Annotated in this window: 14 protein-coding genes; 8 read left to right on the forward strand and 6 right to left on the reverse strand. The window is 50.8% G+C overall.

Annotated elements, in window-relative coordinates:
* Positions 1-3: 3 nt before the first annotated feature.
* Genes HV350_RS19600 through HV350_RS19615 form a run of 4 tightly spaced genes read right to left on the reverse strand, consistent with a single transcriptional unit; the run spans position 4 to position 4,078 of the window.
* Complete coding sequence (locus HV350_RS19600) at positions 4-1,020, reverse strand: flagellar motor switch protein FliG (RefSeq protein ID WP_003838846.1); 1,017 nt, start codon at positions 1,018-1,020, stop codon at positions 4-6.
* Positions 998-2,677, reverse strand: coding sequence for a flagellar basal-body MS-ring/collar protein FliF (gene fliF, locus HV350_RS19605; RefSeq protein ID WP_142417612.1), 1,680 nt, complete (start codon positions 2,675-2,677; stop codon positions 998-1,000). Before fliF ends, HV350_RS19600 begins: the two co-directional genes overlap by 23 nt.
* A 4-nt stretch (positions 2,678-2,681) precedes the next feature.
* Positions 2,682-3,044 (reverse strand): flagellar hook-basal body complex protein FliE, encoded by a 363-nt coding sequence (locus tag HV350_RS19610; RefSeq protein WP_029139418.1) that lies wholly within the window; start codon positions 3,042-3,044, stop codon positions 2,682-2,684.
* 47 nt (positions 3,045-3,091) lie between these two features.
* Positions 3,092-4,078: a sigma-54 dependent transcriptional regulator gene (locus tag HV350_RS19615; protein ID WP_137380715.1), complete on the reverse strand. Its 987-nt coding sequence runs from the start codon at positions 4,076-4,078 to the stop codon at positions 3,092-3,094.
* Between the two features lie 594 nt (positions 4,079-4,672).
* Here HV350_RS19615 and HV350_RS19620 point away from each other — a divergent pair.
* From HV350_RS19620 to HV350_RS19650, 7 genes are read left to right on the forward strand one after another with little or no spacing between them, the layout of a single operon-like run.
* A complete protein-coding gene (locus HV350_RS19620; RefSeq protein WP_019076071.1) occupies positions 4,673-5,536 on the forward strand; it encodes a FliM/FliN family flagellar motor switch protein in 864 nt (287 codons plus the stop codon).
* Positions 5,529-5,900 carry a FliM/FliN family flagellar motor switch protein gene (locus tag HV350_RS19625; RefSeq protein WP_016151824.1) on the forward strand — a complete coding sequence of 124 codons (372 nt, stop codon included), beginning with the start codon at positions 5,529-5,531 and terminating at the stop codon, positions 5,898-5,900. The genes HV350_RS19620 and HV350_RS19625 overlap by 8 nt, the downstream gene beginning before the upstream one ends.
* A complete protein-coding gene (fliP, locus tag HV350_RS19630; protein ID WP_131380679.1) occupies positions 5,897-6,655 on the forward strand; it encodes a flagellar type III secretion system pore protein FliP in 759 nt (252 codons plus the stop codon). The genes HV350_RS19625 and fliP overlap by 4 nt, the downstream gene beginning before the upstream one ends.
* Positions 6,656-6,667: 12 nt before the next feature.
* Positions 6,668-6,940, forward strand: coding sequence for a flagellar biosynthetic protein FliQ (locus HV350_RS19635; RefSeq protein ID WP_016151822.1), 273 nt, complete (start codon positions 6,668-6,670; stop codon positions 6,938-6,940).
* Between the two features lies 1 nt (position 6,941).
* The gene (gene fliR / locus HV350_RS19640) at positions 6,942-7,724 is read left to right on the forward strand and encodes a flagellar biosynthetic protein FliR (RefSeq protein ID WP_046275396.1); all 783 of its coding nucleotides are present in this window, start codon (positions 6,942-6,944) and stop codon (positions 7,722-7,724) included.
* The gene (gene flhB, locus HV350_RS19645) at positions 7,714-8,853 is read left to right on the forward strand and encodes a flagellar biosynthesis protein FlhB (RefSeq protein ID WP_053389582.1); all 1,140 of its coding nucleotides are present in this window, start codon (positions 7,714-7,716) and stop codon (positions 8,851-8,853) included. Before fliR ends, flhB begins: the two co-directional genes overlap by 11 nt.
* On the forward strand, positions 8,837-10,930 hold the full coding sequence (locus HV350_RS19650) for a flagellar biosynthesis protein FlhA (RefSeq protein ID WP_016151819.1): 2,094 nt from the start codon (positions 8,837-8,839) through the stop codon (positions 10,928-10,930). The genes flhB and HV350_RS19650 overlap by 17 nt, the downstream gene beginning before the upstream one ends.
* A gap of 38 nt (positions 10,931-10,968) precedes the next feature.
* On the opposite strand, the gene HV350_RS19655 is transcribed toward HV350_RS19650, so the two are convergent.
* Positions 10,969-11,730, reverse strand: a complete 762-nt coding sequence (locus tag HV350_RS19655; protein WP_016155761.1) for a C40 family peptidase — start codon at positions 11,728-11,730, stop codon at positions 10,969-10,971.
* A 349-nt stretch (positions 11,731-12,079) separates the two neighbouring features.
* Between HV350_RS19655 and dpaA the strand changes: the two genes are divergently transcribed.
* Positions 12,080-12,820, forward strand: a complete 741-nt coding sequence (gene dpaA / locus HV350_RS19660; protein ID WP_016151817.1) for a peptidoglycan meso-diaminopimelic acid protein amidase — start codon at positions 12,080-12,082, stop codon at positions 12,818-12,820.
* Here the strand turns inward: dpaA and HV350_RS19665 are convergent.
* Positions 12,791-13,558: a class II glutamine amidotransferase gene (locus tag HV350_RS19665; protein WP_016151816.1), complete on the reverse strand. Its 768-nt coding sequence runs from the start codon at positions 13,556-13,558 to the stop codon at positions 12,791-12,793. The genes dpaA and HV350_RS19665 overlap by 30 nt on opposite strands.
* Positions 13,559-13,631: the final 73 nt, after the last annotated feature.

The following is a 13,631-nucleotide window of genomic DNA, read 5'->3' on the forward strand; positions in this document are numbered from 1 at the left end:
GTGTTACTCCGCCGTCTGTTCAGCAAACAGCTGTAGCTGAATTTCACCCGCTTCCTCAAGCTCGCGGGCAATCCCCATGATTTCACGGCGGATCTGTTCAATACGGCTCACCGGAACCGGACCCAGGCGCGACGTTATCGCCTCCAGCTGTTGTACCTGACGCTTAGGCATCACGGCATAAATCGACCGGCGCAACAGCGCTTCGGTACCTTTCAGCGCCACAGCCCAGTCTTCCATCGGCACTTCATCAAGGAGACGACGGCGCACCTCATCACTTTGGCGGCTCAGGATAAAGAAGTCGTACATTTCGTCCTGCAACTGCTCAAGAACATCTTCATCGCGTTCACGCAGCTGATCGAGGATCACCTGTTGGTTACCCTGGAAGCGGTTAACGATATCCGCGGCCTGCTTGATCCCCTTCACTTTCGAACCATGTTCGGACAGCACCGACAGCCCACGTTCGATCAACCGATCCAGCTCATCCACAACATCGCGATTCACATCGTTGAGCTTGGCAACCCGATAGAGGATCTCGTTTTGCACCGACTCATTCATGTAAGACAGTACCGTGGCCGAGATCTCCGGCGTCAGGAAGGCAAGGAAGACGGCCTGCAATTGCAAATGTTCTTCTGAGATCAGTATCGCCAACTGGCGCGGTTCCACCCACTGTAAACGCGCCATCCGCGAGCGGATCTCATCACCATAAATGCCGTTGATCACACTGCTGGCGATTTCTGTTCCCAACGCTTTATTGAGGATCCCTTGCAGCATGGAACGCGAGGCACCGTTGATGCCGCTCTGCTCGCGGAACTCATCAAAAAAGTTATTGATCACTTTTTTCGCCATGCTGGTTTTCACGCCAGACAGACGCGCCATGTTTTCACTCAGACGAACCACCTCTTCACGGCTGAGCTTTTGCATCACCGTGGCTGCCGCCTCCTCGCCCAGACACAGCAATAAAATTGCGGCCTGTTCCAGGTAGCTGTTGTTACTGCCGTTATTTATTGTCAATTCGCTCATTGCTGGTAATCCATTGTCTGAGAACTTCAGCTACGCGATCGGTGTCGCTCATCGCCAGTTTTTGCAGGAACTCCAGCTTCACTTCCAGGCCGGAACTCTGCGAAGGCAGGCTGTCGTCACCAGGGAAAGAAGGCAGTTCGATATTTTTGCGTTCATCTTCAGCAGCCGCAAAATGGGGCTTGTCCGCAGGGATCGCGATCGGTGCGGCGTCCAGCGCCAGTTCAGGCGTAGAGGTCCGGCGGCGCTCGACAGTCAAACGTTTCATGACCGGGCGCACGACAAACAGCAGCAACAGTAACGCCAGCAGGCCACAGCCAATTAAGCGAACCCAGGCCAGAATGCTGTCATCCTTCCATAAAGGCAGCGTCGGCTCGACGGGGATCGACTGCGGCACAAAGTTGAGCAGGGATAAGGACAGATTGTCGCCACGCTTTGCATCAATCCCGGCAGCGTTATTCAACAGCGCCGTCAGCTGCGTGGTTTGTTCCGGTTTCCAGTTCTTTAATGCCGGCGCGCTCTGGTTGAGGACTATGGCCACATTTAAACGTTTGATGTCGAATCCAGGGTGCTGGATATGTTCAACGCTACGGTCCCAGGAGTAGTCGCGTTTGTTCTCGCTATGTTTTGACAGCGCGGCTGGCTGGCGAGAATCCTCAGGCGTCGTCCCTGCGGCGCCATTTCCCACCTGGTTTGCCGCCAACGGAGGACGATTGCTCAGCGAGCCGGGGATCCCCATGGCGATTTGGTTGGTATCACTATCGAGTACCGTTTCTTCACGATTAACCTTCGGCGTGTCACCGTAGTGCTCCTGGGTTTCATCGATATTGCTCAGATCGAGATCCGGCATCACGCTCACGCGGTAGTTGCCGGTTCCGACCAGCGAGTCGAGGACATTGGCGAGACTGGCGCGGGTCTTATCCTGAATATCTTTGAGGATCTGGTCGCGCTTACGCGTCGCCGCAGAAACGGCTTCTCCCGCGCCAATGCCGTCGGACAGTAAATTCCCCGCCTGGTCGACAACGCTAACCTTCGACGCATTCAAATTAGGCACACTGCCGGACACCAGATGCACAATGGCATTTACCTGGTCCATGTCCAGCTTGCTGCCATAATGCAGACGCACCACTACTGAAGCGCTGTTTTGCGGCTCATCGCTGACGACAAATGAACTCTCTTCATTCAGCGCCAGATGCACGCGGGCGCTCTCGACGGCGTCCAGCGTCATGATGCTCTGCGCCAGTTCACCTTCCAGGCTCCGCTTATAGCGGACATTCTGCACAAACTGACTGGCGCCCAGCACTTCGTCTTTATCCATCAGCTCGTAGCCGCTGGGCAGCATGGCTTGCACGCCTTTCGCCGCCAGCGTCATCCGCGTTTTCGACAGCGCCTCTTCCGGAACCAGAATTTGCCCGCTTTGCGGGTCGATACGATATTCCAGCTTTTCACCATCCAGCACGGTGACTATTTGTGAAACCGGGAGATGTTCCTGACTACCGTACAGCGAAACATAGCCGTGATTGCTGTTCCACAGCACGCTGACAATAATGGCAGTCGCCGCAATGGCCGCTGCCGCCAGTAACGCCAGACGTTTATTACCATCCAGGCGAAAAGAGAACGAGGGTAAAAACTGAGTGAGTTTTTTTATTAATTCATTCATAGCGTTAGACTGACATACTCATCAGGTCATTGAATCCGGAAGCGACTTTATTTCTGACCTGAACCAGAGCAGAAAACGATAACGATGCCTGCTGACTGGCAATCATGGCCCCCGCCAGGTCGTCGCTTTTCCCCATCTCAATGGCCGTTTGTTTTTGCTCCGCGACCTGCTGAAATTGATCAACATGATTCAGCGCGCCTTGCATGACGTGGTCGAACGAGACCGGAGATGATGCCGACTGGGCGCCCACGGCGTTAATCTGCATTGGCGAAAGGACAGGCGCCTGAGCGACCGCTTTCATCTGCTGCATGTCCTGCATCATTTGCGTCTGCATCGTACTGGCTGGGGCTATCGTATTTATGCTCATGACCTACTCTTAAAATTAAAAAAGCGTTCTCGCTACCACAGACTGATTCAGGAAAAGATCTCTATTCCCTGTTTTCGCATTGACGCCAGACGATAACGAAGCGCGCGTGGGGTAATGCCTAATAAATCAGCAATTTTGGTTTTATTACCCTGATATTTACGCATCAGGTCAGCGATATATTGATACTGCGCGCTACGGCCATGCTGACCCAGATTATCGCTGGTCGTTATTGGCATACTGGGCTTTGGCTGCCATTGCGGTTCGCTCCAGGAATCAGATTCAATGGATGGCAGACCTAAGGTATCGGGATAAATGACACCATCACGATTCAGGATCATTCCCCGTTGGATAGCGTTCTCAAGTTGACGCACGTTCCCCGGCCATTCGTAGCTGAGTAACGCCCGGCGTGACGATTCAGAAAGCTTGATATTTTTAACCAGTACCGTGGAGTATTTTTTGATAAACGACTCCGCCAGCGGAATAATGTCTTCCATACGCTCGCGCAGCGGCGGCATCGTCAACGGAATAACTGACAACCGATAATAGAGATCTTCTCTGAAGCGTCCTGCAGCCACTTCTTCTTCAAGATTTTTATTGGTACAGGCAATTAAACGGAAGTTCAGTTTGATTAAACGGTTACTGCCTAAGCGCTCAACCTGTTGTTCCTGCAATACACGCAATATTTTAGCCTGTAGCGCTAAAGGCATATCGCCAATCTCATCCAGTAATAATGTACCGTTATTGGCTAATTCCATTTTCCCCGGCACGGTCGCCACTGCTCCGGTGAATGCCCCTTTGTCATAACCAAACAACGTGGCTTCGAGCATATTTTCAGGGATAGCGGCACAGTTCACCCCGATATAGGGGGCCTGTGGCTCCTGCGCAAACGTAATTGAATGGATAAATTTGGCGATACATTCTTTACCAGTACCGGTTTCACCATGGATAAGCACTGGAACATTAAACGCAGCAATACGCCTTGCCATTGAAAAAATATTGATACTGGAGGCTGCTTCGGCAATAAGTTCAAACATGATTATTTTACACTTAGAAGTAAAGTTAACATCCGTTACGAGAAATATACAAATCATTCCAAAGCACAATCATCGAATAATAGATATCGCCCGTGCCATGTTTTAATCCCATCCTTGCTCATGTTTTACCGCCCCATCAAATGGCAGCCCTATCGAAGACTATTTCAAAATAGGGTTTTTCCTAAAAAAATAGTAACACCGGTGCCTTTAACAATCTTAAATTAAAAGATAATAAAATTATTATTCTATAAAAAACAATAAGTTATGCATATACCAGTATGAAACCAAGGCATGCAAGACATGCCTTACCAAGGTAAGAGGATTAGCGGGGAGCATCACGTATACATAATTAATTATTTTTTAATTATAACCTGGCACCATTAATAACTTGCAGAGGAGAGAGGTAAAATATCTAATGTCCAGCCCTACATCAGAGACGAGAGTAGGTACTGCATTTCATATCTAATGGACTTCAACAATATGAGAAAGCGTCAAGGATGAACCATAAATTAAATGGAGTAGTATTTTCTTTTATAACCGCGGGATTTGGTATCAACTCATCCGCCCCAGAAATTACAGCTGAGAAAGCGTACCATGCTGAAATATAGTCAAACGCCCGGAATCTTTAAACTTGAAGGCAACCGGCTTGGGCGTCCTTATCATCGTCTGCCGACTATGTTTACGGGTAATTTTGATACAATTGAATCACATCTCGGAAACTATTTCCTGAAAAAACATCGCACAAATATAACACTCAGAAAAATACAATGTGAGATGGACGTTATCAATAAAAGCGCTGAGTTATTAGTCTCGCAGGTTGGACATTTGGCTTTTGATATCGATCGCGCGTTATTGTTAATGTTATTAGGTAACTTTTATGGCCTGACTTCATCGCTTGCAGACGAAAATTCAGAAGATGATTTACCAACCAAGACGGAAACCCGGCTGAGAAGCAGGCTGGCGCTGGATATTAGCAATATCATTTTTAATAAAAATATATCAGGCATTCCGCTGACGCTTAAACCTGACAGCAGTACCGTACAAACACATTGGGCTTATCAGCTCACTTTTGTTTTAGGTGATGAGGAGAATTGCAGTTTCCGCATCTTACTGGACGATTCCCATACCGATTACATTCTGAATTTAATCCGCCGTAGCGAGCACGGCGAGAAGAAAAAGCAGGTTGATAAAGCCAACGTTGAGATGCGTAAAAAAACGCTGATTAAAGAAATCATTCATACGCTGCCGCTGACCATGAACGTCAAGATTGCAGAAATTCCCCTCAATGTCGCCGACCTGACGACAATTAAACCCGGGGATATTTTACCTATCGCAATGCCTGAAACTTTCCCTGTTTATATTGGGAAATCCGAATTATTTAATGCCCTGATCGTAGAGGACAAAGACAAACTGTTTTTATCCGAATTAACGAGCAAGACGGAGAAATCCTATGAGTAAGCCAGAAGATATTTTAGAGCAAGGTTTCGAGTTAGCGCCCGAAACAACCACGCCAACGGCACCGTCGGCAACAGAAACGTTGGTGGCGCGTTTAGAAGACCGCTTTTCCGAGTCGATGTCATTACTCAAACGTATTCCGGTCACGCTAACGCTGGAAGTGTCATCCGTGGAAGTGATGCTGTCCGATCTGCTGAACATTGATGACGACACCGTCATTGAGATGGACAAGCTTGCCGGTGAACCGCTGGATATTAAGGTTAATAACATCCTGCTGGGCAAGGCTGAAGTGGTGGTGGTCAATGAAAAATATGGCCTGCGCGTCCTTGAATTCAACACGCATGAAATCAACGACCTGGCACCATGAAACGCGCACCAATCCTCACGCTCATACTGGGTATCTCATTACTCATCCTTTCTCCCTTTGCCTGCGCGCAAGGGGGAGATATCCCGTTGCTGAATGTGATTTCACACGGTAATAGCCAGGAATACAGCGTAAAAATCCAGGTCCTGATCCTGATGACCCTGGTGGGCATTCTGCCAACCCTGGTACTGATGATGACCTGCTTTACGCGTTTTATTATTGTTCTCTCCCTGCTGCGCCAGGCGTTGGGGCTACAGCAAACGCCACCCAACCGCATACTGATAGGCATTGCGCTGTCGTTAACCATGCTGGTGATGCGTCCGGTCTGGATCAACATTTACGACCACGCGGTTGTGCCTTTTGAAAACGATCAAATCACGCTCCCTGACGCCCTGAGCACCGCCGCCTCGCCCCTGAAGCGCTTTATGCTGGCGCAGACCAACAAAAAAGCGATTGCGCAGATCATGACGATCGCCAACGCGAAAGGTAATGCAGCCGATCAGGATCTCTCCATTATCGTTCCGGCGTATGTGCTGAGCGAACTTAAAACCGCCTTCCAGATAGGCTTCATGATTTACATCCCGTTCCTGGTGATCGACCTGATCGTCGCCAGCGTGCTGATGGCGATGGGGATGATGATGCTGTCACCGCTGATCGTTTCCCTCCCCTTTAAGCTGATGCTGTTTGTGCTTATTGACGGTTGGGCGCTGACCGTCGGTACGCTGACCTCCAGTATTCGCGGTCTGGGACTGGGCTAACGGAGATCGGATATGTTAACCATTGATGTAGCCGCAGATATCGTCGCCAGCGGCATAAAAGTCGTGATCATTTTAGTCTGCGTGTTGGTCGTTCCCAGCCTGCTGGTGGGGATGCTGGTCAGCATTTTTCAGGCCGTTACGCAGATTAACGAACAAACGCTCAGCTTTTTGCCCAGGCTTATCGTCACCCTCGCAGTTTTGGGCATTAGCGGAAAATGGATGATCGTCCAGTTAAGCGATCTCTGCGTGCATCTGTTCACTCAGGCCGCCATTCTGGTGCACTGACATGCGCGAAACAGACGTTACACAGTTAAGTAACCTGATACTGGGCATGTGGTTTCCATTCGTGCGCATTATGGCGTTTATTCACTACGCGCCGGTACTGGATAACGCGGCGCTCACGGTGCGCATACGCATTATTTTGTCCCTGGCGCTGGCCTTTATCATTACGCCGCTTATTCCCCATCCGGTTCCTGACAGCCTGCTGTCGATCAACAGCATTATTTTGACCGCAGAGCAGTTTCTGTGGGGCATGCTTTTCGGTCTGATGCTGCAGTTTTTATTTTTAGCGCTGCAGCTGGCGGGCCAGATCCTCTCTTTCAATATGGGGATGAGCATGGCGGTGATGAACGACCCCAGCAGCGGCGCATCAACGACGGTACTGGCGGAGATGATCAACATCTACGCGGTGATCCTGTTCTTTGCGATGGATGGGCATTTGCTGCTGGTGAGCATTTTATTCAAAGGCTTTACTTACTGGCCGATTGGTAATGCGCTGCATCCACAATCTTTGCGCACCATTTCCCTGGGCCTGGGCTGGGTGTTTGCCGCGGCCACCCTGCTGGCGCTACCGACAACCTTTATCATGTTGATTGTCCAGGGCTGCTTTGGCCTGTTGAACCGCATTGCGCCTCCGCTCAACCTGTACTCGTTAGGTTTTCCGATCAACATGCTGGCGGGTCTTGTCTGCTTTGCGACTCTGCTTTACAACCTGCCCGACCACTATTTGCACCTGGCAAATTTCGTCTTGCAGCAACTTGACGCGCTCAAGGGGCACTATGGCGGATAGCAGCAGCGAAGAAAAAACAGAAAAACCCTCGGCGCAAAAACTTCGCAAAGCCAGGCAAGAGGGGCAAATTCCGCGCTCAAAAGATATGGGGCTTGCCGCCAGTATGTTTGCCGCATTTATGGTGATCTCCAGCAGCTTCCCCTGGTATGAAGATTTTGTCCGCGAAAGCTTTATCAGTGTGCATCAGTATGCGCAGAACATTAATGATCCGGACATTATCGGCCAGTTCCTTGAGCACCATCTGCTGATTTTAGCCAAGTTCATCCTGACGCTGTTACCCATGCCGGTCGCCGCGTTGTTTGCCTCGCTGATTCCCGGAGGCTGGCTGTTCCTGCCGAAGAAAATTTTGCCGGACTTTAGCAAATTAAGCCCGCTCAAAGGGATTGGCCGTCTGTTTTCCACCGACCATCTGGTGGACACCGGCAAGATGACGCTCAAAGCGATGGTACTGCTGGTGATGCTGTGGATTAGCGTACGCAATAACGTTGCCGCCTTTCTGGGGCTACAGGAGCTGTATTTCAAACAGGCCGTCAGCGATGGCCTGGCGCTGTACAGCAGCATCATGCGCAACTTTGTCATCCTGTTTATTTTTTTCGCTCTGATTGATGTTCCTCTGGCGAAAAAAATGTTCACCAAAGGGTTGAAGATGACCAAACAGGAAGTGAAGGAAGAGTATAAAAATCAGGAAGGTAAGCCGGAGGTACGGGCCAGGATCCGTCGCCTGCAACGGCAAATGGCGATGGGGCAAATTCGCAAGGTGGTGCCAAAAGCCGATGTGGTGATCACCAACCCAACCCACTATGCCGTGGCGCTACAGTATGACCAGTCGCGCGCCGCCGCGCCCTTCGTTGTCGCCAAAGGCACCGATGAAATCGCGCTGTATATCCGTCAGGTGGCGGCGGAGAGCAATATTGAGATTGTTGAATTTCCTAAGCTGGCGCGCTCCGTTTATTACACCACCCAGGTCAATCAACAGATCCCATTTCAACTTTATCGGGCGATAGCACACGTCCTGACCTATGTACTGCAAATGAAGCACTGGCGTGACGGTTCACAAGCTCGCCCTTCGCTGAACAGACATATTTCCATTCCAAAAGAGGTTCTTAAACTGGATGCCGAAAACAACTAAACAATTCCTCGCGCTGCTGCGTAACGGTAACATCGGCATTCCGCTGGTCATACTGTCTATCCTGGCGATGGTGATCCTGCCATTACCACCGGCCGTGCTGGATATTCTGTTCACCTTTAACATCGTGCTGGCGGTGATGGTGCTGTTGGTGGCCGTTTCCGCGAAACGCCCGCTCGAATTCAGCCTGTTCCCGACCATTTTGCTGATCACCACCTTAATGCGCTTGACGCTGAACGTAGCATCAACGCGCGTGGTGTTACTGCACGGCCATATGGGCGCGGGCGCTGCCGGTAAGGTGATTGAGTCCTTTGGTCAGGTGGTGATCGGCGGTAACTTTGTCGTCGGTTTTGTGGTGTTCATCATCCTGATGATCATCAACTTTATCGTGGTTACCAAGGGTGCCGAGCGTATCTCCGAGGTTTCGGCCCGCTTTACGCTGGACGCCATGCCCGGGAAGCAGATGGCGATCGATGCCGATCTGAACGCAGGCCTGATTAATCAGGCCCAGGCGCAGGCGCGACGTAAAGATGTGGCGGGCGAAGCGGACTTCTATGGCGCAATGGACGGTGCGTCGAAGTTCGTGCGCGGTGATGCCATCGCCGGGATGATGATCCTGGCCATCAACCTGATAGGCGGCGTCTGTATCGGTATTTTTAAATACGATTTAAGCGCCGAAGCCGCCTTCCAGCAATACGTACTGATGACCATCGGCGACGGTCTGGTCGCCCAGATCCCGTCTCTGCTGCTGTCGACGGCGGCGGCGATTATCGTTACACGCGTGAGCGACAGCGGTGATATCGCCACAGACGTGCGTAGCCAGTTGCTGGCCAGCCCCTCCGTACTCTATACCGCCACCAGCATTATGTTTGTACTGGCGGTGGTACCGGGAATGCCGCATTTCCCGTTCCTGGTGTTCAGCGCCCTGATGGGGTTCACCGCCTGGCGTATGAGCAAGCGCCCGAAGGTGGCTGAAACTGAAGAGAAAAATCTTGAGACGCTGACCAAAACCATCGTTGAAACCACCGAGCAACAGGTCAGTTGGGAAACTATTCCTTTGATCGAGCCAATCAGCCTGAGCCTGGGGTACAAGCTGGTATCGCTGGTAGACAAATCCAAAGGGAATCCGCTCACCCAACGTATTCGCGGTGTACGGCAGGTTATCTCAGACACTAACGGCGTGCTGCTCCCGGAAATTCGCATCCGCGAAAACTTCCGTCTAAAACCGACCCAGTACGCCATTTTTATCAATGGGATCAAGGCTGATGAGGCCGATATTCCTTCAGATAAGCTGATGGCGCTGCCCTCCAGTGAAACGTATGGCGAGATCGATGGTGTGTTAGGCCACGATCCGGCCTATGGTATGCCGGTGACGTGGATTGTCCCGGCGCAAAAAGCCAAAGCGCTAAATATGGGATATCAGGTCATTGATAGTGCCAGCGTCATTGCGACGCATGTAAATAAGGTCATTCGCAACTTTATTCCCGACCTGTTTAACTACGATGATATTACCCAACTGCATAACCGCCTCTCTTCGATGGCCCCCCGTCTGGCGGAAGATCTGAGCGCGGCGCTGAATTACAGCCAGCTCTTGAAGGTTTATCGGGCGCTGCTGGTCGAAGGCGTGCCGCTGCGCGATATCGTTACCATTGCCACCGTACTGGTCGCCAGTAGCGCCGTCACTAAAGATCATATTCTGTTGACGGCAGATGTGCGTCTGGCGCTCCGTCGCAGCATTACCCATCCGTTTGTGCGCAAAGATGAGCTGGCGGTCTACACGCTGAATAATGAGCTGGAGAATCTGCTGGCTAATGTAGTGAATCAGGCTCAGCAAAGCGGCAAAGTGGTGCTCGATAGCGTACCGGTCGATCCTAATATGCTGAATCAGTTCCAGACCAATATGCCGCAGATTAAAGAACAGATGAAAGCCGCGGGTAAAGAGCCGGTACTGCTGGTCGCACCGCAGCTACGTCCTCTGCTTGCGCGCTATGCGCGCCTGTTTGCACCAGGCTTACAGGTGTTGTCATATAACGAAGTTCCGGATGAGCTGGAATTAAAGATTATGGGGGCGTTGAGTTAACCCCTGACGAGGCGGTGCCATTCGCACCGCCTTTTTGATTACAGAATGGTATTTTCCGTCAGAATACGACGAGCGCCGAGATAATGATCCTGCCAGAAGTCATCGGATAAATTGCTCACCCGAATCGTTTCTCCCGTACGCGGCGATTCAATAAATTGTCCCTGCCCCAAATAGACGCCCATATGATCGGCAATATCCCGACTGTGAATATGAAAGAACAATAAATCACCACGACGAAGGTCGCGATTAGCGACGATGGTCGCCCGCCGATAGTGATACATTTCATTCGCCGTACGTGGCAATTTTGCTGCCAGAATTTTGTTGTAGGCATAAAAGATCAGCCCGCTACAGTCAAAGCCTTGTTCCGGGCTGGTCCCGCCCCACAAATAGGGTTTACCTAACTGCTGCTCAAGACGGTGGATTGCCACTTCGGTTATGTTGTGCAGATGATCGCTACTGAGAAAATGGTCATTCTCAGCCAGCTCCTGCCAGCGTTGATCGCTCGCTTTTAGTGGCCCCGGGAACCACTCCGGGTGCTGTTTAATCAGCGTCCTGTTTTGCTGGCGCAGCGCGCTTTTACTTTGCGCATTACCTTCCACCACATAACTTGCCTGCTTTTTTACCTGCGCGTGGTACTGCTTCAGCAGCCGGGCGCGGTTACGCATGCGTAATTGCGCCGCATAGCTTAAATGGGCGTCAGATAAGAGGGGCTGAACTTTGGCGACAGACGGCGAGGACAACACAACACACAAAGACAGCAGACCCGGCAAAAAGCGTCGGGGCGCAGAGACAAAAGACATGAAAACAACACTACCTAATCAAACACGTTCGCCGCAGTCTACCGCTATTGCCGGGCATTCCATTTTAATATTCGATTATTAAATTATTAATTTTTTAAATTCAATATATTAGGAATTCTGCACTCAGAAGACTTAATGACGTGCGCTAACCCGCAAAATACGTCAGTGTCTGACTGCCTTTAAGCACAATTTTCCGTATAAAGAAAATCTAAAGTGTAAACGCCGCACGAGAGACTTGCGAAAAACTCTCTGGGTGATAATGTGAGCGCTCCAGATCCAGATTTATCCGATTTGGGAACTCTTTTTGCCGTCCTGGCGTGTGTAATCGTTTTATCAAGGAATAAGCAGTATGCGTAAAATCGCATTTTTTCTTGCGATGCTTTTATTGCCGTGCGTTTCATTTGCCGGTTTGCTGAGCAGCAGCAGCCCGACTACGCCTGTCAGCAAAGAATATAAGCAGCAATTAATGGGCTCCCCCGTCTATATCCAGATCTTCAAAGAAGAGCGAACGCTGGATCTGTACGTCAAGATGGGCGAACAGTATCAATTGCTCGACAGCTATAAGATCTGCAATTATTCCGGCGGCTTAGGTCCGAAACAGCGTCAGGGCGATTTCAAAAGCCCGGAAGGGTTTTACAGCGTACAGCGCGGACAGCTGAAACCGGATAGCCGCTTTTATAAAGCGATTAACATTGGTTTCCCTAACGCCTACGACCGCGCACACGGTTATGAAGGTAAATACCTGATGATCCACGGTGCCTGCGTTTCCGTCGGCTGCTACGCAATGACCGACAACGGCATTGATGAGATTTTCCAGTTTGTCACCGGCGCACTGGTGTTTGGGCAGTCCAGCGTGCAGGTTAGCATTTATCCATTCCGCATGACCGATGCCAACATGCAGCGCCATAAGTTCTCGTATTACAAAGAATTCTGGGCGCAGCTAAAGCCTGGCTACGATTACTTTGAACAAACGCGTAAGCCACCGACCGTTTCCGTCGTCGATGGCCGTTACGTTATCAGCAAGCCGTTGAGTCACGAAGTGGTTCAGCCGCAACTGGCATCAAACTATACGCTCCCCGAGACAAAATAACGCCCACTCGCCTGGCATAATCTTTTGCCAGGTTTCATTGCCGGTTAGCGGCTGAGTGGCAATCACGGTGACCACATCATTGGGTGTGGTCTCTGAGCTAAAATCGATTTCCACATCCTGATCCAGCAGTGTCGCCACGCCAAACGGCGCACGACGGGTGATCCAAAACAGGTTGGTCGAGCAGAAAGCCATCACATAACGCCCGTCAGACAACAGCATGTTGAAGACGCCCTTCTCACGCAATTCTCCTGCCAGCATCGCGATATATTTAAACACTGCCGTCATATTGCCAGGCGTACGCGGATAACGTTCAGTTAGCTTGTGGAGCAGCCAGCAGAAAGCTTTTTCGCTGTCGGTTTCCCCGACCGGGCGGAAATTACCGGTTTCCAGCGATTTATAGCCGCTGAGCTGTCCGTTATGAGCGTACGTCCAGTTACGTCCCCACAGTTCACGCGTAAATGGATGGGTATTTTCCAATGCCACTTCGCCACGATTCGCCTGACGAATATGGGCAATCACGGAACAGGATTTGATGGGATAGTCTTGTACCAGTTTGGCGATAGGCGAATTAAAGCTGGGTTGCGGATCTTTAAACGTACGGCAGCCCTTACCTTCATAAAACGTAATACCCCAGCCGTCTTTGTGCGGCCCGGTACCTCCGCCGCGCTGAACCAGCCCGGTGAAGCTAAAGCAGATATCGGTTGGCACATTGGCGCTCATCCCGAGCAGTTCGCACATACATCACCTCCACAAACGCCTTTAAGCGGGAAGGCGTAATTGTTGCAGCCAGTTTAGATTCGGACAGCGCGCA

The sequence above is a fragment of the Citrobacter sp. RHBSTW-01013 genome (genome assembly GCF_013781985.1).
GTDB lineage: Bacteria > Pseudomonadota > Gammaproteobacteria > Enterobacterales > Enterobacteriaceae > Citrobacter > Citrobacter braakii.